Genomic DNA, 22353 nt, shown 5'->3' on the forward strand with positions numbered 1-22353 from the left:
AAGATTGGTATGCAAAAATCTACACTAATTTTCATATTTATTTTATTCGTAAACCTTGTCCAAGCACAGCTTTACGTAAAAGACAATGAACCCAAAACTTCTACCATTTCTATTCAACCAAAAATTGGATATTCTGTTTCTAAAACAACTTTTAATATTTCGGGCAACGAATTAGGTAAAAATCCCAATATCCTTTCCGAATTAATTTGGGATCCTACCAATGCTATAGAATATGGTTTAGATTTAAAATTTTCACACGATAAATTTATACTGAATACTAGCATCCTTTTGAATAATACGATTTCTGGAAATGTTACAGATTTTGATTATGATGGAGACAACCGTACATTGCCATACACACAGCTTTATTTAAGTAACCACAAAGGCTCTGGACTGAATTTCAAAATACAACCTGGATACAACTGGAGCAAACAAGATAATCTTAAGCTTATCACTTATGCTAGTTTTGATCACTCCAGTCGAACTTTATATTTGCTAAATGACAAAGATTGGAGGACTAATGATAGAAACTACATTAGTGGCTTAAATTCGTACTACAACTATAAATTCCCCAGCTATGGAATTGGCATACAAGTTTACCATGATTTAAGTAAAAAAATAACAGCAGATTTTGGAATCGAAGGCTACCTATCAAAGTATTACGCTTATGGGAATTGGAATCTAATTGAGGCTTTTGAAAAACCAATCAGCTACGAACATAAAGGAAATGGCAAAAAAATAAGCACCAATTTAGGTGTTGCTTACAATCTTGGACTAAGCACTAGTATCGGTATTCAATACAATTTGAACCATTTTAACATCAACAATGGAAGAGATTATCTTTACCATAAGGAAGATGGTGTTTTAAAAACGAGATTGAATGAAGCTAATGAGACAAAACATAGTATATTTTTGAATTTACGTCACAGCCTAGCCTTTTAGAAATAGTCTCGCGACATATTTAATCCTTTATCTAAATAGGCAGTCAAACCCTTAAAAAATAAAAAATGCGCATACTTTTAATTTTAATATTTTTTGTTCAATCGATATTTACTTTTGCTCAAGACACAATCCCTAGTAAAAATAACGACATTAAAATCATTCAAAATTTCATCAATGATTTAGCTAAAAATGAAATTCGGTCTGACGTAATTTTAAGTAAGTACGTCATTGTTGAAAATCCCACCGATGAATTATACGACTATTTGGAAGTAAGTCTAGATGAAATACGCATCAATCTTCTGAGTAAGAAAATTGAAGATATCCAATATATACCTTATGCACAAATGCCGCGCAAAGATGTACGCGATATAGATCTCGAAGACTTAAATAGCAATAGAATATACTTTTTGAACTATAAAAATCGTCAACTCTTGGCCGTGTATTTAGAACAAGAAAAATTAGCATCCTTTACTCTAGTTTCCAAAGGCAATAATAAAGCTCATTTTGTATTGTATTAAGAATTGAAATTATTTCTTAAATTCTATAATGAAAGATGAAGTAGTAAAACTAGTTATCAACATATTCGAGAGAATACATCCATTATCAGAAAATCTAAAAGAAAAGATTTTCGAGGGTTCTGATGTAATTCACATCAAAAAGAAAGATGTACTTCTAAATATTGGCGAAACGAGTAAATACATTTACTTTATATACAACGGTTCCCTTCGTTCCTATTACCTCGATCAGGAAGGAAAAGATAATACCTCATGGTTTCTATTTGAAAATGAACTTGCCATATCTGTTTATAGCTTTTTTACACAAAAACCATCTTTTGAGGCTGTAGAAACTTTGGAAGATTGCGTACTCCTACGTTTGAGTTTTAAAAAGCTTCAGCAATTATACCTCGAATTTCCAGAATTCAACTATATCGGAAGGATACTTACAGAACAATATTATATCCGAAGTGAAGAAAAAGCCAATTCACTGCGCATGCTATCCGCCAAAGAGCGTTACCAACAACTGATAGAACGCTATCCCGAAATAATAAAACGCGCCTCTCTTGGTTATATTGCATCCTATCTCGGTATCACGCAACACACCTTAAGCCGAATTCGTTCGAAAGTCTAATTTTTTGCCTTATGGCAAATTTAGAATTTCAAATCCATTGTAATTTTATATTCTAAAGACACCAAAGAATATGAAATTGAAATATATACTAGCGACTTTCATCTTACTAACAATACTATTAGTAGCAAAACCATCATTTCATCTATTAAAAACAAAATGGCATGAAAATATGGATAGTATAACAACACCTAGAGGTTTTACAAACGATGCTAGTCATTTAAACCTAACAAAAATTGATAGTATTATTGAGGTACAACAAGATGAAGATAAATTCATTCTGCAACTTCAATCTCTACTTAAATTAGCAAAAGAAAGAAGATTACCTATTTCTATAGCAGGAGGGAAATACTCTATGGGTGGTCATACGATGTATACCAATGGAATTGTAATTAATATGCTTCCGTATAACAAAATCAGCATCGACACGCTAGATAGCACTATGAAAATTGGCGCAGGAGCTACTTGGAGTGAAGCTATAGCGCAATTAGATAAATTTAATCGCACAGTAAAAGTGATGCAAGCTTTTAGCTCATTTAGTATTGGAGGCTCCATAAGTGTCAATGGTCATGGCTGGCAACCAAGCTCTCCTCCCATTTCTAGCAGTATAAAATCCTTGAAAGTGATGACTGCCGACGGTCAAGTAATAAACTGTTCATTTAATAACAATGAAGAGCTATTTAGACTAGTAATTGGCGGATATGGTCTTTTTGCTATTATTTTGGAAGCCGAATTGGAAATTTCCCAAAACTCTCCTCTTAAATATTCAAGAATGACTTTTCCTGCAGAAGAATACTTGAATTATTTTGCAAAACATGTCACCAAAAATCAAAAAGCAGAGTTAGTGTACGGAAGATTAGATATTTCAAAAGACAATTTTCTAAAGAATGCAACACTAAATGTATTTTCAAAAACAAATGATAAGCCTAACTCAAGTTACAACAGCATACCCACAGAATTAAAAAGATTAATTTTTAGAGGCACGGTTAATAGCGAATATGGAAAGGAATTAAGAGCAGGTCTCGAAAATTATGCTTATAAATTTGGGGAAAGTCAAATTTATAGTCGTAATGAATTGCTAAATGAAAGAGTAGAGCTGATTGAAAACAAAGACTCACTATCAGTCGATATTCTTCATGAATATTTCATACCAGATAGAAACTTCAACAAATTCATCAAAGAAATTCAAAAAGTATTGCCTCACCAAAGTATTGATTTGCTTAATATAACTATCCGCGATGTAACAGAAGATACTATAAGTTATATGCGATATGCACGTGAACATATGTTTGGATTTGTCTTTTTATTTAATCAGCCAAAAACAGATAAAGCAGAATTAGAGATGAAACAATTGACACAAAAACTTACTAACATTGCTATCAAAAATGAAGGAACGTTTTATTTACCATACAGATTACACAATGACAAAGCACTATTGCACAAATCTTATCCACAAGCAGAAAGTTTCTTCGAGTTAAAAAAGAAATATGATCCAACAGAATTGTTTAAAAACAAGTTTTATGTACATTACAAATGATATTTTCAATCTCAATAATTTTTTCTAAAAACTCTTGACATTCTTAAAAAGATAGTTGATATTTGTTAAGAAGAATTTAGAAATGAATCAATTTGTATCAAATAACGCATGGTGGTGGCACAACAATTAACGTTGTGGCATTCTCCTATTGCATAAATTTGTATACAATCAAAATATAATAGGCTTGCCAACATGGTGAGCCTTTTTATTTGGCAATAACCTAGAAACCAAACTTTTAATTATACATTCAAAATGAAAGAAATATTAAGGCATTTATTCGAGTACAAATCTTTCACACGTCAAGAAGCGTATGAAATCTTGACCAATATTGCCACGGGGAAATACGACACACACCAAATTGCGGCCTTTATGACTGCCTATGGCATGCGTAGTATTCGTGTGGAAGAATTGGGTGGATTCCGTGATGCAATGTATGATTTATGTCTTAAAATGAACTTTCAGGGTTACGACCTGATAGATATGTGCGGTACAGGTGGTGATGGAAAAAATACATTTAACATATCTACATTAGCATCTTTTGTTGTGGCCGGAGCAGGTTATAAAGTCGCTAAACATGGCAATGTTGGAGTTTCATCAGGCTGTGGCTCTTCGAATGTGATGGAATATTTGGGGTATCAATTCACCAACGACAAGGATACTTTGCAGAAGCAATTAGACGAAGCGAATATTTGCTTCTTACATGCTCCGTTATTTCATCCAGCGATGAAGACGGTAGCACCAATTCGTCGTGCTTTGGGAATTAAAACTTTCTTTAATATGCTTGGACCATTGACGAATCCAGCAAATCCAAAATTCCAATCCGTTGGTGTTTTTTCGTTAGAATTAGCTCGTTTGTATGGTTATTTGTATCAAAACACAGACAAACAATACAGTATTATCCACGCGTTGGATGGTTATGATGAAATATCGTTGACGGGAGATTTTAAAGTTATCAACAATACTGGTGAAAATTATTACACTGTAGATGAATTAGGCCTTGACACCGTAAAAGCGGAAGAATTAGCTGGTGGGGATAATGTAGAAGAAGCCGCTAAAATATTCCGAGAAATTATTGAAGGAAATGGTAATACCGTTCAAAATAATGTGGTATTAACGAACGCTGCTTTTGCCATCAAGACATTCCATCCCGAAAAAACTTTTGGTGATTGTTATTACGAAGCTGAAGAATCGTTATTGGGATTAAAAGCATTGAATAGTTTGAAGAAATTGACAGGAAATTAACGTTTTATTTCGACAATAGGAGGAATCACTAAATGTCATATTGAGCGAAGCGAAATATCTAAAAATATAATTAACAGTAATAAAATATTATGATACATAACTATTTTGTTTATATACTTACTAATGTAAATAGAACAGTTTTGTATATAGGTGTTACTAATGATTTACCTACAAGATTACAAGAACATTACACTGATTCTCAAAAGACTAAACGTCATTTTACAGGAAAGTATAATGTTTACTATTGAATTTATTGGGAAAGATATGACAATATAAATAATGCCATAGAAAGAGAAAAAGAATTAAAAGGATGGTGTAGAAGTAAAAAAGAAGATTTAATAAACTCACTTAATCCGTCATGGAGATTTCTTAATGATGAGGTATGATTTAGAGATTCCTCCTTCCGTCGGAATGACAATTACAAACTGCCATATTGAGCAAAGCGAAATATCTTTTGACTAATTTAGAGATTCCTCGCAAAGCTCGGAATGACAAGAAAATAAATGATGAATAAAGAATTAAAAATAAAAGTTTGTGGGATGCGAGATGTGGAAAATATCCAGCAGCTTTTGAAGCTTCCTGTAGATTATATTGGTTTTATTTTCTATTCAAAGTCAGCTCGTTTTGTCACTGAAAGACTTGCAATTTCTTTTCCTTCAACAATAAAAAAAGTTGGTGTCTTTGTAAATGCATCGAAAGAGGAAATTATTACAAAAATCAAAGAATTTGATTTGCAGGTAGTCCAAATGCATGGGGATGAATCGCCAGAATTCTGCCAAGAAATAAAGGATCTGAGTATTGAAACTTTTAAGGCTTTTGGCATTGATGATGACTTCAATTGGGAAAGTATCTCGGCATACGAGGGAAAAGTTGATTATTTCCTTTTTGATACCAAAAGCAAACAATACGGTGGAACTGGACAAACATTTGATTGGGAGAAATTGAAAGATTATCCTTACGATACACCATATTGGTTAAGCGGGGGAATTTCGTTAGAAAATATCGAAGAAGCTGCAAATTATAAAGACAACAAATTATACGGTTTGGATTTAAATTCAAAATTTGAACTCGAACCAGCATTAAAAAATACAGATTCGTTAACACAAGCATTCTCTATACTAAAATGAGTAAATATCAAGTAGATAGCAAAGGATATTACGGACCATTTGGCGGCGCTTACATCCCCGAAATGTTGTATCCCAATGTGGAAGAATTGCAAAATCAATATTTGCAAATCATGGATGATCCTTCGTTCAAGGAAGAATTTGAGCAATTACTGAAAGATTACGTTGGAAGACCTTCTCCATTGTATCATGCTAAGCGTTTGTCGGAACGTTATGGTGCAAATATCTTTTTAAAAAGAGAGGATTTGAACCATACCGGCGCACACAAAATCAACAATACAATTGGTCAAATTTTGTTAGCAGAAAAATTAGGCAAGAAACGTATTATTGCCGAAACAGGTGCTGGACAACATGGTGTGGCTACGGCTACAGTTTGTGCGTTGAAAGGTTTGGAATGTGTGGTCTATATGGGCGAAGTTGACATCCAACGTCAAGCACCAAACGTCGCCCGTATGAAAATGATGGGTGCGACGGTAGTTCCTGCGACTTCTGGTAGTAAAACATTGAAAGATGCAACAAACGAAGCGTTACGTGATTGGATTAACAATCCAGTCGATACACATTATATTATTGGTTCGGTCGTAGGACCGCATCCTTATCCAGATATGGTGGCACGTTTTCAATCTATTATTTCCTTCGAAACGAGAAAACAACTGCTAGAAAAAACTGGAAAAGAAACGCCTGATATTGTGATGGCTTGTGTAGGTGGCGGCTCGAATGCTGCTGGTATGTTTTATCATTTCTTGGATGAGGAGAATGTAAAAATTGTAGCCGTTGAAGCAGCTGGACATGGAGTTGATTCTGGTGAATCTGCTGCCACCACAGCTTTAGGCAAAGAAGGTGTATTACATGGTTCACGTCAGATTTTGATGCAGACCGAAGACGGTCAAGTTATCGAGCCCTATTCTATTTCGGCTGGTTTGGATTATCCAGGCATTGGCCCACAACACGCTTGGTTATTTAAATCAGGTCGTGGTGAATATGTTTCTGCAACGGATGATGAAGCGATGCAAGCTGGATTACGCCTAACGAAATTGGAAGGTATTATCCCAGCAATTGAAAGTTCACACGCGTTGGCACATTTGGAAAAAATGAATTTCAAAGGTGATGAAACCGTCGTGATTTGTCTTTCAGGTCGTGGAGACAAGGATTTAGATAATTATATGAAGTATTTCAATTTATAATATTGCCATAGGCAATAGGTTATAAGCCATCCGCTTAGAGCTTAAAGCCTAAAGCATAATGCTTTTAGAAAATGCAAGTAACAAAACATTCAAACGGATTGTTGTCCATATATTTTACAGCGGGTTATCCAACTTTGGATAGTACCGTACTGATTGCCAAAACATTGGAAGAAGCTGGAGCTGATTTCTTAGAAATCGGTTTTCCATATTCTGATCCTGTAGCCGATGGTCCAACTATTCAACATGCTTCGGAGGAAGCCTTGAAAAATGGCATGACGCTAAAAATTCTTTTTGAGCAATTAAAAGATTTACGCAAACATGTTAGCATTCCAGTATACCTAATGGGCTATGTAAATCCAGTATTGCAATATGGGGTAGAAAATTTCTGCAAATCTTGTAAAGAAGTTGGTGTAAACGGAACAATCATTCCAGATTTGCCGATGTATGAATATGAAGAATTGTACCAAACTATTTTCGAAGAAAATGGAATAAGCAATATCTTCTTGGTAACACCACAAACTTCAGAACAACGCATTCGCAAAATCGATGATTTGTCTACCAACTTCATTTATTTACTTTCATCGAATGCCACTACTGGTAAAAATTTAGAAGTAAAAGACCAAGCTGAAGCATACTTCAAACGTATCAAAGAAATGCACTTGAAAAATCCATTTATTATTGGTTTTGGTATTTCTAATCAAGAGACTTTCCAAAAAGCGACAAATTACGCCAATGGAGCAATTGTCGGAACAGCTTTTGTCAAGCTTCTAGCTGAAGAAAATTACTTAGAAAAAATTCCTGCTTTTATAAAGAGTATTAAGGGGTAAAACAACAAAGAAGTCGAGAACATCTCGGCTTCTTTGTTGTTTTATAATATAGGATTTAATTTATATATTTAAATCTCATATACCAACCAATTATTATGACATTAAAATTTAACAAAACAGATATTTTATTTATCGCATTAATTGTAATTAGTTTTTTGGTTTTTTATTATGGGAAAAACATATCCATACTTTCAATCGTTTTTATGAACTTGACGTTCTTGTTAAAGAATAAGACATCGGATGGATTGTATAAAATCTTAAAACCTATTCTTCTATTAATTGCAGGATCACTTATTGCAGTTGGTTTTTACATAAATAATTATTAAAAGCGTTAAAGAATAACAAAACCACTATGGCAATAAGATTGCCTGTCTTTTATTCATCACTTCTATTATCACTTTCCTCATCCTTTCCTTCTTCTATCAATTCTTCTACTTCTTCCTTCTCTTCTGCATCCAAAGTCTTCACATCCTTTTCTTGTTCTTCATTCCTTTTATCAATATAAAAAGTACAACACATCGGAAAATGGTCCGAGCCTATTGACGGCAGAATCTTCAAATCATCTACAAAAACATCTGGACTGTGGTACAATAAATCCAACGGAATACGGAAAAACCAATATTTAGCATGGAATGTGGCTAAATATCCTCGACCATATCTCGCATCGATCAAACCACTCGCTTTCTTAAATAAGATGGAAACACTAGACCAAGCGACCGTATTAAAATCTCCTGTGATCACTACTGGTAGATTCTGTTTCTTAGCTTGCTTTGCTAAACTCAATAAATCGCCATCTCGTTCTTTGGAGGTCTCTTCTTCGGTAGGACTTGGTGGTGGTGGATGTACCCCAAAGAACACAAATCGATAACCATCTTCTGTTTCCAATTCTGCTTCTATACTTGGCAAATCATCTGCTACGAAATAATGAACCTTCATATTTCGAATGTTAAGCTTAGAATAGAAATGCATCCCGTAGGTATTTTCTAACGCTATTTCCTTAAAATTCGGATAATCGTCCTTCAATTCCTGAAAGGCATTTTCCCACTCTTGATTACTTTCCATCGTCAGAAAAATATCAGGTTGCTCTTTACGAATCATTTGCACAAAACGTTCGTATTCGCTATTAAATTGATAAACATTGACGGAAATAATCTTCACATGTTGGGAATGCTGTTCCGATGGTTTAAACTTATTGTCCCTCCAAAATTTAGTGAATCGCGCAAACACATAAAAATTATAGGCTATGCACAAAAGTAACATGAGTAGAATAGCCCACGAATATTCAATTTTATTCCAATAAATAATCGTAAAAACTAATGTCAATAATTGTAGAAACAACAATTGTGGTCGTATAAAATCTGGTACTCGAAAGACCCAATGTTGATTCTTAAAGAACGGGAGTATATGTAAGATAAAAAGTATTGAAGTAAAAATTAAGATTATGCTCATGTTAATTGTAATTTCTTTAAAGTTATATCAACCATACAATTTTCTTACTATAAAATCAAATCCTAATTAAATGCAAGATTATTTTTTTTTATTTTTTTTCTAAAATTATAATAATTAACTAGAAGATTATTTATATTTAGATAACTATTTAACAAAACAAATTATACTATACTTTGTTTTGAAATACATCTACTACTATTTATGGATTTAATCATTTCAAATAAACCCGAAAAAACAATATATAAAGCTCCAATAGTATATGCTTTAGCTATATCTATAGAAACTACTATTGCCAATTCATCGTCTACGGCGTCGATTGGTAATGCCAATTTAACATATCAGCCAGATGTAATAGACTGGACTGACCAAGCTCCCCCAAACACAACGTATAATGACCTATAATAAAACCACTTACCTATGACCACCTCAGTATACAAAACAATAATTTTTCTAATTTCTATAACACTTTTCTCATGTAGAAAGTCAGAAACAAAACTTGAAACTGCTACAATTGAAATCAAATTGAATGGTGTTAACAACACAATTGAAAAATTAGGCACTACCAAGATAACTAAACAAGAAAGATTTAGTAATTATGTGAGTGCAGAAAATTTTGATATACTGACAATAATTTCTGCTGATGAACCTAATAATGAGAAAATAAATTATTCTAAAAGATTTGCAGCCGTTTCTAAACTTCCCCCAAATATTAAATATAGAGTATTAATATACAAAGTTCAAGGAGAAACAGAATTGTTTGTCAATAAACTAGATTTAATATCAAACGTTTCGACAGGTGAAACTGTAACTATAGATATTGTACGAGGAATTACGTACAAATGGTATACCTACTCTTATAATAATACCGCAGATTTACCAAATATATCTGAAAACGATTTAAATAATCCAATTGTCCCTATGGGAGAAAACAAAGATTTCCTATATGACCAAGGAGAATTTACCCTAACAGAATCCGGCCATCATGTCATCAATATTACTTTCGAAAGAAAAACTTCTCAAATAGAACTCGATTTTGATGCAAGAGGAATATTTACAGATGAAATAGAAGATCTAAACATTGAACTACCAGCAACATTATTAAAAACAGCCAACTTCAATCTAAAAGAAAACAACATTTCTGGTGCACTAACTAATACCAGCACTATTACATTAACCAATGAAAACTTTTATAATATTGAAGAAAGTTTCACAGACCGAAAAGGCGCAGCCCTACATACGGTGGCTACCGGAACTATCTCTAATCCAACATTTACACTAAAAAGTTTGAAAATAAAACTTGATGATGGATTATCAAGAACATATCCTGAAACTGCAATTTCCTTCTCACAAAACTCCCAATTGGCAGTGGGAGCTCGAGCAAAAGCCAAAGTATATTTAATTGAATCGGCACTTACATACGCAGGCGTACAATGGGCTCGAGCAAATTTATACAGAAAAGAGAGTGGAAGAAATCCATACCGATTTTATCATAATAATAAACAAACGAATGACCCTATAAGCTACTTTTCCTTCCGAGGGCATATACCGAGAAAATTCGCTTCAAGTGAGCCTAGCGAACAAAAAGATCCTTGTGCATTAATATTCCCGGCATATAGATGGATGCAACCTTCTGCATCAAACATAGGAATATCACAAAGTAAATTATCACATGAGGGGGGGGCTCTTACCAATATTTTATCTACTATAACAGATGGTGTAATTTCTGATCCAACTCAAGGAGCAATTAGCCCTAATGCATCATTATACATAGAATACACGCCAAATCCAGTATCATCAGATATTTATCCTATAACATCCAGAACTTTACGTTTTTATTTCAATGGCCTACATGCCGACATAGCGGTTCTAGAAGGTTTAGACAATAATGGACTTGTCACATTACAGTTAGGAAATTATGGTCGAGCGGCAACATTTTGGACAAATGAACAAGGCACTAATCTATTAGGTCTCGTCCAAATAGGGGCTTGGGGATATCTTGGTATGCGAAAGACATCGATATTGTCCTTTAATCCTCCCAGCATAGTTGGAACATTTGCTAAAGGAATGTCAACCGCCAATATATTAAATATTGGATTGTTAGGAAGCTTAAATGTTATCCGGTCTCCGCTCTTAAACGTACGTTGTGTTAGAAACCCAGATTGGACAACGCTGATCAATAATCCTTCGTATAATCCCGTTGCAAACTATCAATAGATTCAATTTACAGGAGCTTCTTTACTTCTACTTGTAATTTTTGAATTAGAGATTTTACATTATGCCAACCCTGCGAAACAGGAAATCTAACCTTCGGCTTCATCTGTTACTAGTTATTCTAAACTATTGGTCTTAAACAAAACATTAGAATGGAATTTCCAAATAATCTTACCACCGTCAAAATCTATGAATTTGAATTTTTATAACACAATTTAATAGCGTATTTTTGTCTTCTTAATTTAAGCATAATAAATTCCTTACATACAAAATGGAACATACACGAATCAAAGAATTATTAAACTCCGAAGAATTTGGAAAAGAAATCGTTGTAAAAGGTTGGGTTAGAACTTTTCGTAATAATCAATTTATAGCGATTAATGATGGTTCTTCAATTAATAATATCCAAGCTGTAGTCGATTTCGAAAACACTCCAGAAGAAATCTTGAAAAGAATCACTACGGGTTCAGCTGTTCGTGTAAAAGGTCTATTGACAGAATCACAAGGCAAAGGTCAGCGTGTAGAAATTCAAGCTACAGATGTATCGGTAATTGGGGATTCGGATCCTGAAAAATACCCATTGCAACCCAAAAAACACAGTTTAGAATTCTTGCGTGAGATTGCACATTTACGTGTTCGCACAGGAACTTTCAATGCAATATTCAAAGTGCGTAACGCCTTGTCATTTGCTATTCACAAATTTTTCCAAGAACACGATTTCGTATATTTCCACTCGCCTATTATTACAGGTTCAGATGCCGAAGGCGCTGGTGAAATGTTTAGAGTAACTACTTTAGACCCGATTAACCCACCGTTGACAGAAGATGGTAAAGTAGATTTCAAAGAAGATTTCTTCGGAAAATCGACAAACTTGACAGTATCTGGTCAGTTGGAAGGTGAATTGGCGGCTTTAGCTTTTGGTAATATCTATACATTCGGTCCTACATTCCGTGCAGAGAATTCTAACACGACTCGTCATTTGGCAGAATTCTGGATGATTGAGCCTGAAATGGCTTTCTACGAATTGGAAGACAACATGGACTTGGCTGAAGATTTATTGAAATATGTAATCAAATATGCTTTAGAATCTTGTCCTGAGGAAATAGAATTCTTAAAGAATCGTTTGCTAGAAGAAGAGAAATCAAAACCTCAAGCGGAACGTTCGGAATTGAATTTAGTAGAGAAATTAAACTTTGTTTTAGAAAACAACTTTGAACGATTGACATATACAGAAGCTGTTAATATTTTGAAAGCTTCCAAACCAAACCAAAAGAAACAATTTAAGTATTTGATCGAAGGTTGGGGCGCAGACTTGCAATCGGAACACGAAAGATATTTGGTAGAAAAACATTTCAAAAAACCAGTTATCTTGACGGATTACCCTCGAGAAATCAAGTCTTTCTATATGAAACAAAACGAAGTGGACTCAGAAGGTCGTCACACTGTTCGTGCGATGGATATCCTTTTCCCGGGTATCGGAGAAATGGTAGGCGGTTCACAACGTGAAGAAAACTTAGAGAAACTTTTAGCACGTATGGCAGAAGTGGGTATTGAGCCGGAAGAAATTGAATGGTTCTTAGATACGCGCCGTTTTGGTTCAGTTCCACATTCAGGTTTTGGTGTTGGTTTTGAACGTTTGGTGTTATTCACCACAGGTATGACAAATATCCGTGACGTAATTCCTTTCCCACGCACGCCGAAGAATGCAGAGTTTTAATATTAAACAATAAACGAAGAGAGTTGTTATTTCAATAACAGCTCTCTTTTCTTTTGAACAGTACTGTTTTATATTTTATAAGTTTTTATTTATATCTATGCTTTTAAAAATTTACAATAATAATCCCAATCCAAAAGCGATTGATCAAGCTGTGGATATATTGAAAAAAGGTGGTGTAATTATCTATCCTACGGATACTGTTTACGGTATTGGATGTGATATCACTAACCAAAAAGCAATCGAGAAAGTTTGTCAAATACGTGGCTTAAGACCCGAAAAAGCGAATTTATCTTTCATTTGCTATGATTTGACAGACATTTCACAATATACCAAACCATTTGACACTGCTGTTTTCCGTGTATTAAAAAAAGCATTACCTGGACCATTTACCTTTATCTTTAATGCGAGTAATCAAGTACCAAAATTATTAAGCTCTAAAAAGAAAACAGTAGGTATCCGTATTCCTGACAACGACATCGTTCGTGAGATTGTCAAGCAATTAGGAAATCCAATTGTAACAGCATCTATCCATGACGAAGACGAAATTATCGAATATTCGACTGACCCTGAATTGATTTATGAAAAATATCAAGATAGTGTAGACTTAGTTATTGATGGCGGTTATGGTGACAACATTGCTTCAACTGTAGTAGATGTCACTAATGATGATTTCGAAATCATACGTGAGGGAAAAGGAGATTTGGATCAATACTTATAAAAAGAATAGGCTTGCAAATTTGCAAGCCTATTCTTTTTATATATGATAACGCTGATTTTGAAACTCCATGGCTGCGTAGTATTCATATTTACGCTTATCCAAAGGATAATCCCAACAGCCCATACGATGAAAAATATCACCACCAAAGCCTGATTTAAATCTATACAATCCATACATAGGATGCGCAGGATCTGCATCTGGAGATATTCCAAAGAAATCATATTCTGTACAGCCCTTATCTCTTGCCATTTGCATCGCTCTCCATTGCAGGGCATAGGTTCCCATAAAATTTCTATTTTCTGTTGAGGAAGCTCCATATAAATATGTCGCACGATTCGCAGAAATAACCAAAAACATAGCCGCTAAAGGTTCTTCATCAACACGAGCCACCAACATATATACATCAGCAGGAGAATCCGAATTATTCGCTCGAGCAGATAAAACTATTCTGAAATAGTTAATATCATGTAAAAAGAAATTATTGCGCTTAGCTGTCTGTCTATATAACTCGTACCATATTTCTAAACTCTCTAATCCCAATGATTCAATAGTAACACCTTTTCTCTTCGCCAAGTTGATATTATAGCAAGTTTTAGGCTTCATATTACCTAATAAAATGTCATCCTCATTTTTCAGGTTTATAAAGATTGTATTAGAAGGAAGTATATCCGTATTAGCTTTACGTAAATTACCAAATTCTGTATTAAAGTTGACACGCATTTCTTGTATACGTTTTGATGGTAGTCCAATCCAATTACCATGCAGATCGTAACAATCATCCTCATTGGCCCATTGTGATTGCCAAGACAGATCATAGCGAATCATGATACAACTTGCCGGCAAATATTGACGCAATGCTTCCGAAAGCTGCTCCAAAAAGTAACCTTGTTGCTCCTCCGAAGGTTCAATCTCAGGACCATAAGGCACATATGCAATACAGTGTTCAGCATCCAAGTTCTGTAGCATTATCAAGAAATCACCTATAATATATGTTTCTTCCTTAGTCAAGCAATACAAATCCGCAGCCTTACTGCTGAAATTATAAGAGACAGAATGAATTCCTTGAAGCTTTTTTACAGTAGACCAATAAGCTGTCTGTTGAATAATTCCTGTTTTATAAAGGTGGCTATTATCCTTTTGTTCCAAATTAGCAATCATGATAAATCACTTATTTTCAATAATTTATTAAAAGTCCAAAAAGCACAAACTTAGCCATTTAGTTAATATTAAAACAGTCCACATTGTCATAATCCCGCAACAAATATTCTCGTAAAAATTTAGAAATTACACCAACAAACTTTCCGATAATCAATAAAAACATAAAAAACCTATTCAATACAGGAAAAAGTAATTTGCATCACTTTTTTTTTATAAAAAATATGCTTTAACAGAAAAATAGATTAACTTTAAATGGTTTACCAACCACTCTACACCTACTAAACTTATGAAACAGAGCAAATATCTTTCTCCGAAGATACATTTAGTTCAATTGGTGACTGAATATTGTATCTCCTCCACATCTACTGCTAGCTTTATGTCTGGTGGAAATAATAATAACCCAGAAGTAGAAACATGGATTGAAGAAGTTAAAAACGACCAAATCACCTTTTGACCTTATGAAAAACACGATGCTCCAATCAAATAAAAATTACAGTATAATTTTTATTCTTTTAGTAATAATGTCCTCTTGTACAAAAGAGAAAAAAATATCAAGTGAAGAAAATTCCAAGATAATTTTCAATGTAATAGGAATAAAAAATTATGATACAGATTTAGGAAAAAATACTCAAACTCAATTTAAAAGTAAAAATACCGGACTTTCAAATCAAGAAACCCAATTAACATCAAAGGTCTACCTCAATGAATATGCAACTGAGGGAAATATAGGTGAAGAATTAAGTTCAAATGTGGCTTCAAAAACCAAATTATCAGCGACAGAAACTATGTCAAATGGCATAACATATCGGATAATTCTGTATTATAAAGACAATAACCAGTTTGCTAAATCATTTCAATGTGTAGCTGGGACACCATTTGAAATCTCTGTGCAACAGGGTAGAGAATATATATGGTATGCATACTCCTACAATAATAATGAGGACATTTCACAACCTGACCCCACTAATCCGACTATCACTACACCTATAGATAAGGATTTACTTTGGGCAACATCAGGACCTGCTGGTGTAGTTTCAAATTCCACAGGAGTAAGTTTACCGATTACCTTTACGCACAAATTGGCACAGATATATGTAAAAATAAATACGAAATCATTATACGGAAATATAACAGATATAGATGCCGAATTTAGTCAAAATTACACGGCCTCCTCGAGCTTCTCAATTTTAAGCGGGATTACATCCGGAGGAGCCACAGTAGTGTCAGTTGGCGCACTCAATTTTACCCCACATCCCCACCCTGACAGTACGCATATCATCCAAGCAAAGTACTACACATCCTCTCCTAGTTTGATAAACTCTTACAAAGTAACAATCAAAAGCTTGAGTGTACAATATGTAAATGGAAGTACGGCAAACCTCATTGTACCAGCAACTCCACGAGAAGCTACTTTCGAAACATTTACTCCTCAAATTGGGAAATCACATATAGGAAATTTAAAATTACATCATTTAATAGGTCAAAAGAAAATTTTACATTTAGCAATCAGTACAGTTTATGGTTATGGTGCTGAAGCAAAGGCAGCAAGGAATATGATAACTGATACACGTAATTTTGGAAATAACACTAACAGCTTAGTAAAAATTGCAAGCCCATATACACATGTAAACAGTATCGCAACAAGTGGAACAAATGCTTTAAACACGTACATCGGAAGTAGTATTCCTAATATAGATCAACCTGATATAATAATAATTGGCTACTACTATTATTTTTTAGCTGCTAACAATACTGAGATCAACTTATTAAAAAGCTATGTGGATAAAGGAGGAGTACTTATTCTTATGACTGATGATGACGGAACTGCAGTTACTGGTAAACATCTTGATTTCCTACGACTAATGTATAGCAGTAGCGTTACAATGGGAACAACAGGATATGGTCCTGGTTCAATATACAAATTGAATGATATTGATGACATGATATTAAATGGACCATTTGGTAACGGGAAATATACAAGAACTATTGGTCCGCAAACATTTTTCGAGGCATTTTGGGGAGAAGACAGTTCTATAACCTGGGAAGCCTCAGGAATACCTGAAACAAGTATTTATTCTTACAGCGGAGATATTAGAGTCGGTGAAACAGGTACACCTACTGCAACAACATTTTTTAGAGATCGTACAAAAAATTTTATTTGGATTGGTGATGCTGGTTTTTTAGCAAATGAATTTGCATCAGGAACATATCCCAACACTTTGACTCCCTCGCTTCTTACTCAACCATTCGCGACGAACAACAATAACTTTCCTATCAGAAAAGCATATGGTCTCGGCATTGTTGCAAATCACAGGGAAGTAGCAAACTCTATCTTATTCGCTAATATGATGGCTTGGGCTTATATGCGTTCTGAATTCTTCGGGATAAATACGGGTGGCCTTCGTTTGTAACATCATTATACCAGCCGTTAAACAGCACTTAGCGGCTATCTCTTTTTTGAAAATAACTAACATTAAAAATAATAACCGCTAGAAAAATAAGCCCATAGGCTAAACCTTGCAAAAGGTTAATATCCTCTTCAAAATAAAAAATAGCTAACAAGAAAGAAATAATCGGATTGATATACAGTAACACACCAACTACTGAAGAATCAAGTCCTTTCAACGCATACATATTCAAGAATAAGGGGATAATTGTAAACAATACGGCTATAATTAAAACGTATTGATAAAATAAGTCAGAATGTGCAACTGATATATTGGCATTCATACCCAAGGGAACCAAGAATAATGAGCTAATAAGTATATGAAGTGTTAATGTAAAAAACTTATCCAATTGGGTATTCGCTTTTTGCAACACTAAATAAATAGCATACGACAGGGCAATAATTACGCTGTATAGCATATCCATAAAATGGCCATACGACAGCATCAAACAACTTACAACGCTCAATCCTATTGCTAGCCATTGCCCCAAATTGAGTTTTTCTTTCAAAAAGAATGAAGCCAACATAGTCGTAAGAATTGGACAGATCAAATAGGCCAGGGATGTTGCATTGACACTCACAGCATTCATCACATAGATGTATAAATACCAATTCAGCGCAAGCATTAATGCGCTAACAAATGTTGCTATAATGATTTTTATACGATTCTTTGCTGCTAGAGATTTAATATATAAAATATTCTCTTTTGTGATTTTAAAACGAAATAATAAACTTATGAGTGAAATTATTATGGCAGAAAAAGCAACCCGATACGTCAAAATATCTAAAGCAGCATATGTACTCAACGGACGCAATACCAAAGCAAAACATCCCCAAATAACAAATGAGAATAATGCACCAGCATAATATTTAAATTGCATGAAATAAAACTATTTTACAAAATTACAAACTCTTCGACTATCACATGTCCCACATGTTCATTTACCCGACCTATGATTTGACGTCGATTAATAGCTAATTCATGTTTGACAACAGCCGAATCCACTTTTACATAGAGTTTTTTGTCTTTTATGTAGATATGCTGGGTTCTTTTTGCGATGTAAGGGCCAATAATCTCTTCCCAAAAACTAACAACAGACGATTCTTCATATTTGCGACGCAATCTGTAAACCTCTAACCACTTCTCTACAGCTTGCTTCATGCTGATATCATCACGCGTAGGTATTTCGTCTACCTTCTTCTTATATAGCATGTGTCTGCCCTCCTTTGATATCAAATATACGGATAGGCTGTTGGATTTCGTCGAAAATCTTTTGAACACGATTTGCATTTGTATCTGTGATAAAAATTTGCCCGAATTCATCATTTGATACCATCTGCATCAACTTCTTGGTACGCTTATCGTCCAATTTATCAAAGATATCATCCAATAAAAGCAAAGGCTTAAATTTATTTTGGTCGTGTAGGTAAGTGTATTGGGCCAATTTTAGAGCTATCAAGAAAGACTTTTGCTGACCTTGAGAACCAAACTTTTTTAATGGCATCTCACCATGAATAGTAAATAACAAATCATCTTTGTGGATTCCTTGTGTGGTACGTTCAAGGATTCTGTCTTTGTCCAAAGATAATGCTAACAACTCCATAAAATCATTTTTTTGCAGCTGTGAATCATAAACCAAAGTTACCTCCTCCGCACTTTCAGAAAGATATTGGTAATGGCGCTGAAAAGATGGCGTAAATTGCTCCATAAAATTCTGTCGCTTCGCATAAATAACTTTCCCAACTTCCACCAATTGCATATTCAACACTTCAAGCAATCCTATATCAAAAACACCCTTCTCTTTAATATTTTTAAGTAACGTATTACGCTGCAACAAAATCCTATTGTATGCTATCAAGGTATCTAGATAGCGATTATCGGTCTGTGAAATCACGTTATCCACAAATTTGCGACGCTCTTCTGATCCGTCAAGAATAATCAATGTATCATTTGGTGAAATCATCACCAAAGGAAATTGTCCAATATGGTCCGCTAGTCGAGGATAATCTTTTTTATTACGCTTGAATTGCTTTTTCTGATTCTTTTTAAGACTACAGGAAATTATATCAGGGCGTTCATCACGCTCAAATTCGCCCTGCACCATAAAATACTCCTCACCTCTTTTAATATGTTGAGAATCTATAGGATTAAAATAAGACTTGCACAACGACAAATAGTGTATAGCATCCAAGAGATTGGTCTTTCCTGCCCCATTTGAACCAGTAAATGCATTTACTTCGGGCAAAAAGGACAAATTAGAATCTGTATAATTCTTAAAATTTAAAACGGAAAGTTGCTTCAACCACATGTTACAAAGTAAAAACTAAAAAAGAACAAGTCAAAAAAATAGGTTGATTAGTTTTCGAAACTAATCAACCTACATATTATTAGCAAATATGAAAATCTATTTTACTTCCTCAAAATCAATAAATTCCCCAGCATTTGGAGCTACTTTACGTTTCTCTTCACGCGGTGGCACATAATCAACCTGAATCTTACCATTAGAATTACCATGATTATTAACATCCTGATAATTAGACTGTGGACCGAAAGGATTACCTGATGTATACGTATATGTGAATCCCCCCTGCCCCTGTTGTGCCTTTTTCATCATACGCTCTGCTAGCTTTTTCATAGCGTAAGGAAGTAACAAACGCATTGAAAATTTAAAAGCGTAATATGCTGCAATTACAAATAAAATAAAATATAAAGCTGTCATTCTGTATTATCTATTTATCCAAATATATCAAAACTGTTAAAAAATTCAGTCAGAAAAATGTCAGACTCAAAAGGCTTAACATTATTTAAGATTTAGCTTTTTGAATAGCATTATATAATTCTTCTTGACGATGTGTACCTATAATATATACTAAACCATCTCTATCTGTTAACCAAACTGCATCTTTACCTCCTGAATAAAAGCGTATTTTGCCATTTTTATGTAAGTTATACACCGGGTTATTAAAGACATATGTACTATATGGCTTTTTCTCTACATTTACGATAGAAGATAAATCAATCTTTACCAATCTAGTCGACCACAAACCACTCAGCACGACATTATTATTGACTACATCTGTTTTATAATGTACCAAATACATCATAACGATTGACACGACAATGATACAACTACCAACAATAAAGAATAGTTGTCTCGATGGTAAATGGTCAACATTAAGATAGTAAACTATAAAACAAAATAAGGCTAAAGTCATACGAACGCTTATCCACGTCATATCCCTTCCCAAAAATTGTCTTTCGACAAAAAGTTTCTCTTGACTCATATCGCTTGTAAATTGCAAACTAATTTAAGCACTTTTTGTGTATTATCCCTAATCTTAAATCTATCATCCAAATGATAATTCACTACCCAAATAATTCTCCCATCACCATTCACCACAATCGGAATTCGATTCTTGTCCAAAATATTAATCTTTTGTTGAATGAAATAATCACTTATTTTTTTCTTTCCCCTCATTCCAAGAGGTTGAAACACATCTCCCTCTTTCCATGAACGAATAGTTAGTGGAAAGATTAAATCTTCATAATTCAACTTTGCGATATTCTTTTCACGTTGTATAGAAGTATCTTCAGAAATTTCTATAGAGAATTCAACGTCTAGCCACCTAACAAACTTATCTGATTCATTTAATACAACATCATCTTCTCGGACAATATTCTTTGAAAGAATGATTGTTTCCCTATCTAATACTAATAGATAATTAGTTGCTGCAAATTGACGTCCAGATTCCTTGTTTAGACTATCTAATAAATCCTGTAAAACTTTTTTAGTAAAACCAAAAGGCTCAAACAAAAAATAACATTCATTCAATGATAATTTCTGTACAGATTTTTTATCAATACACCACGAGTCCTTTCCCCTTTCCATGAACAACTCCCGACGTAGATTATTCAAATATGAAACTAGAACCTCTTGACTATCCCTGAACCTATGAATATTATCGTTCATAATTGGTACAAAATCAGCATTCAATTTTTCAAATTCTGGAATAATGTCCAGACGGATTTTATTACGTGCATATTTAGTAGAAAAATTAGATGAATCATCGCGATATGGAATACCATATTCCTTGACTAGTTCGGTAATTTCCTTACTTTGCAAAAACAAAAGAGGACGAACTACCTTTGAATCATCTCTCTTAGGTAAAATACCTTGTATACCTTGTAAACCGGTTCCACGTGATAAATTGAATAATACTGTTTCAACAGCATCATTCATATGCTGTGCCACAGCAATTACGGCACAATCCTGTTGAATTCTCAATTCTTCAAACCATTTATAACGTAATTCACGAGCAGCCATCTGAATAGAAATCTTGTTTGATTCAGCATAGGCTGTTGTATCAAAACGCTTCACATAAACAGGCACACCAAGCTCATTAGCAAAATCAACAACCAATTGCTCATCACCGTCAGACTCTGCTCCGCGAAGCTCAAAATTGCAATGTGCTATTTCGAAACAATAATTGCACCGATTAAGCAACCACAACAACAGCATAGAATCTCGTCCACCACTCACTGCAACTAAGATTTTATCTGATTTGTTAAACAGCTTATTATCTACAACATATCGTTCAAAACGAGCCAGGATATTCATAAATCAAAAGTAATCATTAAAAATTGATTTTATTTCGCATGAATTTTTATCCGT

23 protein-coding genes are annotated in these 22353 nt (G+C 34.1%); 15 read left to right on the forward strand and 8 right to left on the reverse strand.

The genetic code is table 11. The features are described from left to right. The first annotated feature begins 9 nt into the window (after positions 1-9). From IPZ78_RS05225 to trpA, 9 genes are all read left to right on the forward strand, one after another. The gene (locus IPZ78_RS05225) at positions 10-942 is read left to right on the forward strand and encodes a hypothetical protein (protein ID WP_225551937.1); all 933 of its coding nucleotides are present in this window, start codon (positions 10-12) and stop codon (positions 940-942) included. 65 nt (positions 943-1007) lie between these two features. Beyond that, positions 1008-1460 (forward strand): hypothetical protein, encoded by a 453-nt coding sequence (locus IPZ78_RS05230; protein WP_225551938.1) that lies wholly within the window; start codon positions 1008-1010, stop codon positions 1458-1460. A gap of 28 nt (positions 1461-1488) precedes the next feature. Beyond that, positions 1489-2070 (forward strand): Crp/Fnr family transcriptional regulator, encoded by a 582-nt coding sequence (locus tag IPZ78_RS05235; RefSeq protein ID WP_225551939.1) that lies wholly within the window; start codon positions 1489-1491, stop codon positions 2068-2070. Positions 2071-2140: 70 nt separating this feature from the next. Beyond that, entirely contained in the window at positions 2141-3604 is a 1464-nt protein-coding gene (locus tag IPZ78_RS05240; RefSeq protein WP_225551940.1) for an FAD-binding oxidoreductase, read from the forward strand. A gap of 252 nt (positions 3605-3856) precedes the next feature. Further along, complete coding sequence (trpD, locus tag IPZ78_RS05245; protein WP_225551941.1) at positions 3857-4846, forward strand: anthranilate phosphoribosyltransferase; 990 nt, start codon at positions 3857-3859, stop codon at positions 4844-4846. 89 nt (positions 4847-4935) lie between these two features. Beyond that, positions 4936-5094, forward strand: a complete 159-nt coding sequence (locus IPZ78_RS05250; RefSeq protein ID WP_225551942.1) for a GIY-YIG nuclease family protein — start codon at positions 4936-4938, stop codon at positions 5092-5094. Between the two features lie 255 nt (positions 5095-5349). Continuing rightward, entirely contained in the window at positions 5350-5973 is a 624-nt protein-coding gene (locus IPZ78_RS05255; protein ID WP_225551943.1) for a phosphoribosylanthranilate isomerase, read from the forward strand. Then, positions 5970-7154 (forward strand): tryptophan synthase subunit beta, encoded by a 1185-nt coding sequence (gene trpB, locus IPZ78_RS05260; protein ID WP_225551944.1) that lies wholly within the window; start codon positions 5970-5972, stop codon positions 7152-7154. Before IPZ78_RS05255 ends, trpB begins: the two co-directional genes overlap by 4 nt. Before the next feature lie 71 nt (positions 7155-7225). Then, a complete protein-coding gene (gene trpA, locus IPZ78_RS05265; RefSeq protein WP_225551945.1) occupies positions 7226-7981 on the forward strand; it encodes a tryptophan synthase subunit alpha in 756 nt (251 codons plus the stop codon). A gap of 375 nt (positions 7982-8356) precedes the next feature. Here trpA and IPZ78_RS05270 read toward each other — a convergent pair whose 3' ends face one another. Then, positions 8357-9139: an endonuclease/exonuclease/phosphatase family protein gene (locus IPZ78_RS05270; RefSeq protein WP_225551946.1), complete on the reverse strand. Its 783-nt coding sequence runs from the start codon at positions 9137-9139 to the stop codon at positions 8357-8359. 492 nt (positions 9140-9631) lie between these two features. Here IPZ78_RS05270 and IPZ78_RS05275 point away from each other — a divergent pair, with 492 nt between their 5' ends. The 4 genes from IPZ78_RS05275 (at position 9632) to IPZ78_RS05290 (ending at position 14076) form a co-directional block, all read left to right on the forward strand. Beyond that, positions 9632-9832: a hypothetical protein gene (locus IPZ78_RS05275; RefSeq protein WP_225551947.1), complete on the forward strand. Its 201-nt coding sequence runs from the start codon at positions 9632-9634 to the stop codon at positions 9830-9832. A 15-nt stretch (positions 9833-9847) separates the two neighbouring features. After that, complete coding sequence (locus IPZ78_RS05280; RefSeq protein WP_225551948.1) at positions 9848-11644, forward strand: hypothetical protein; 1797 nt, start codon at positions 9848-9850, stop codon at positions 11642-11644. A 268-nt stretch (positions 11645-11912) separates the two neighbouring features. Further along, positions 11913-13358 (forward strand): asparagine--tRNA ligase, encoded by a 1446-nt coding sequence (gene asnS, locus IPZ78_RS05285; RefSeq protein WP_225551949.1) that lies wholly within the window; start codon positions 11913-11915, stop codon positions 13356-13358. 97 nt (positions 13359-13455) lie between these two features. Next, a complete protein-coding gene (locus tag IPZ78_RS05290; RefSeq protein ID WP_225551950.1) occupies positions 13456-14076 on the forward strand; it encodes an L-threonylcarbamoyladenylate synthase in 621 nt (206 codons plus the stop codon). Between the two features lie 36 nt (positions 14077-14112). On the opposite strand, the gene IPZ78_RS05295 is transcribed toward IPZ78_RS05290, so the two are convergent. Then, positions 14113-15234: a lipid II:glycine glycyltransferase FemX gene (locus tag IPZ78_RS05295; protein WP_225551951.1), complete on the reverse strand. Its 1122-nt coding sequence runs from the start codon at positions 15232-15234 to the stop codon at positions 14113-14115. Positions 15235-15520: 286 nt separating this feature from the next. Here IPZ78_RS05295 and IPZ78_RS05300 point away from each other — a divergent pair, with 286 nt between their 5' ends. Both IPZ78_RS05300 and IPZ78_RS05305 read left to right on the forward strand, forming a co-directional pair. Then, entirely contained in the window at positions 15521-15688 is a 168-nt protein-coding gene (locus IPZ78_RS05300) for a hypothetical protein (RefSeq protein WP_225551952.1), read from the forward strand. 67 nt (positions 15689-15755) lie between these two features. Then, positions 15756-17645 carry a hypothetical protein gene (locus tag IPZ78_RS05305; RefSeq protein ID WP_225551953.1) on the forward strand — a complete coding sequence of 630 codons (1890 nt, stop codon included), beginning with the start codon at positions 15756-15758 and terminating at the stop codon, positions 17643-17645. Positions 17646-17673: 28 nt separating this feature from the next. Here the strand turns inward: IPZ78_RS05305 and IPZ78_RS05310 are convergent, their stop codons facing one another. The 6 genes from IPZ78_RS05310 to tilS form a co-directional block, all read right to left on the reverse strand. Next, positions 17674-18561 carry an EamA family transporter gene (locus tag IPZ78_RS05310; RefSeq protein ID WP_225551954.1) on the reverse strand — a complete coding sequence of 296 codons (888 nt, stop codon included), beginning with the start codon at positions 18559-18561 and terminating at the stop codon, positions 17674-17676. Positions 18562-18575: 14 nt separating this feature from the next. After that, positions 18576-18893, reverse strand: a complete 318-nt coding sequence (locus tag IPZ78_RS05315) for a DUF721 domain-containing protein (RefSeq protein WP_225551955.1) — start codon at positions 18891-18893, stop codon at positions 18576-18578. Then, positions 18883-19989 carry a DNA replication/repair protein RecF gene (recF, locus tag IPZ78_RS05320; RefSeq protein WP_225551956.1) on the reverse strand — a complete coding sequence of 369 codons (1107 nt, stop codon included), beginning with the start codon at positions 19987-19989 and terminating at the stop codon, positions 18883-18885. Before recF ends, IPZ78_RS05315 begins: the two co-directional genes overlap by 11 nt. 96 nt (positions 19990-20085) lie before the next feature. After that, on the reverse strand, positions 20086-20400 hold the full coding sequence (locus IPZ78_RS05325) for a DUF4834 family protein (RefSeq protein ID WP_225551957.1): 315 nt from the start codon (positions 20398-20400) through the stop codon (positions 20086-20088). An 85-nt stretch (positions 20401-20485) separates the two neighbouring features. Next, complete coding sequence (locus IPZ78_RS05330) at positions 20486-20965, reverse strand: hypothetical protein (protein ID WP_225551958.1); 480 nt, start codon at positions 20963-20965, stop codon at positions 20486-20488. Next, entirely contained in the window at positions 20962-22299 is a 1338-nt protein-coding gene (gene tilS, locus IPZ78_RS05335; protein WP_225551959.1) for a tRNA lysidine(34) synthetase TilS, read from the reverse strand. Before tilS ends, IPZ78_RS05330 begins: the two co-directional genes overlap by 4 nt. Positions 22300-22353 lie beyond the last annotated feature (54 nt).

The organism is Sphingobacterium bovistauri (assembly GCF_020295405.1).
Classification (GTDB): Bacteria; Bacteroidota; Bacteroidia; order Sphingobacteriales; family Sphingobacteriaceae; genus Sphingobacterium; species Sphingobacterium bovistauri.

Bases quoted from the DNA above. Each gene is read 5' to 3' on its own strand.
- recF (WP_225551956.1), bottom strand. From the start codon at position 19,989: ATGTGGTTGAAGCAACTTTCCGTTTTAAATTTTAAGAATTATACAGAT.
- tilS (WP_225551959.1), bottom strand. From the start codon at position 22,299: ATGAATATCCTGGCTCGTTTTGAACGATATGTTGTAGATAATAAGCTG.
- IPZ78_RS05255 (WP_225551943.1), top strand. From the start codon at position 5,350: ATGATGAATAAAGAATTAAAAATAAAAGTTTGTGGGATGCGAGATGTG.
- IPZ78_RS05275 (WP_225551947.1), top strand. From the start codon at position 9,632: ATGGATTTAATCATTTCAAATAAACCCGAAAAAACAATATATAAAGCT.
- IPZ78_RS05315 (WP_225551955.1), bottom strand. From the start codon at position 18,893: ATGCTATATAAGAAGAAGGTAGACGAAATACCTACGCGTGATGATATC.
- IPZ78_RS05250 (WP_225551942.1), top strand. From the start codon at position 4,936: ATGATACATAACTATTTTGTTTATATACTTACTAATGTAAATAGAACA.
- IPZ78_RS05325 (WP_225551957.1), bottom strand. From the start codon at position 20,400: ATGACAGCTTTATATTTTATTTTATTTGTAATTGCAGCATATTACGCT.
- IPZ78_RS05300 (WP_225551952.1), top strand. From the start codon at position 15,521: ATGAAACAGAGCAAATATCTTTCTCCGAAGATACATTTAGTTCAATTG.
- IPZ78_RS05240 (WP_225551940.1), top strand. From the start codon at position 2,141: ATGAAATTGAAATATATACTAGCGACTTTCATCTTACTAACAATACTA.
- trpB (WP_225551944.1), top strand. From the start codon at position 5,970: ATGAGTAAATATCAAGTAGATAGCAAAGGATATTACGGACCATTTGGC.
- IPZ78_RS05230 (WP_225551938.1), top strand. From the start codon at position 1,008: ATGCGCATACTTTTAATTTTAATATTTTTTGTTCAATCGATATTTACT.
- IPZ78_RS05290 (WP_225551950.1), top strand. From the start codon at position 13,456: ATGCTTTTAAAAATTTACAATAATAATCCCAATCCAAAAGCGATTGAT.
- IPZ78_RS05225 (WP_225551937.1), top strand. From the start codon at position 10: ATGCAAAAATCTACACTAATTTTCATATTTATTTTATTCGTAAACCTT.
- IPZ78_RS05280 (WP_225551948.1), top strand. From the start codon at position 9,848: ATGACCACCTCAGTATACAAAACAATAATTTTTCTAATTTCTATAACA.
- IPZ78_RS05330 (WP_225551958.1), bottom strand. From the start codon at position 20,965: ATGAGTCAAGAGAAACTTTTTGTCGAAAGACAATTTTTGGGAAGGGAT.
- IPZ78_RS05295 (WP_225551951.1), bottom strand. From the start codon at position 15,234: ATGATTGCTAATTTGGAACAAAAGGATAATAGCCACCTTTATAAAACA.
- asnS (WP_225551949.1), top strand. From the start codon at position 11,913: ATGGAACATACACGAATCAAAGAATTATTAAACTCCGAAGAATTTGGA.
- trpD (WP_225551941.1), top strand. From the start codon at position 3,857: ATGAAAGAAATATTAAGGCATTTATTCGAGTACAAATCTTTCACACGT.
- IPZ78_RS05305 (WP_225551953.1), top strand. From the start codon at position 15,756: ATGTCCTCTTGTACAAAAGAGAAAAAAATATCAAGTGAAGAAAATTCC.
- trpA (WP_225551945.1), top strand. From the start codon at position 7,226: ATGCAAGTAACAAAACATTCAAACGGATTGTTGTCCATATATTTTACA.
- IPZ78_RS05235 (WP_225551939.1), top strand. From the start codon at position 1,489: ATGAAAGATGAAGTAGTAAAACTAGTTATCAACATATTCGAGAGAATA.
- IPZ78_RS05310 (WP_225551954.1), bottom strand. From the start codon at position 18,561: ATGCAATTTAAATATTATGCTGGTGCATTATTCTCATTTGTTATTTGG.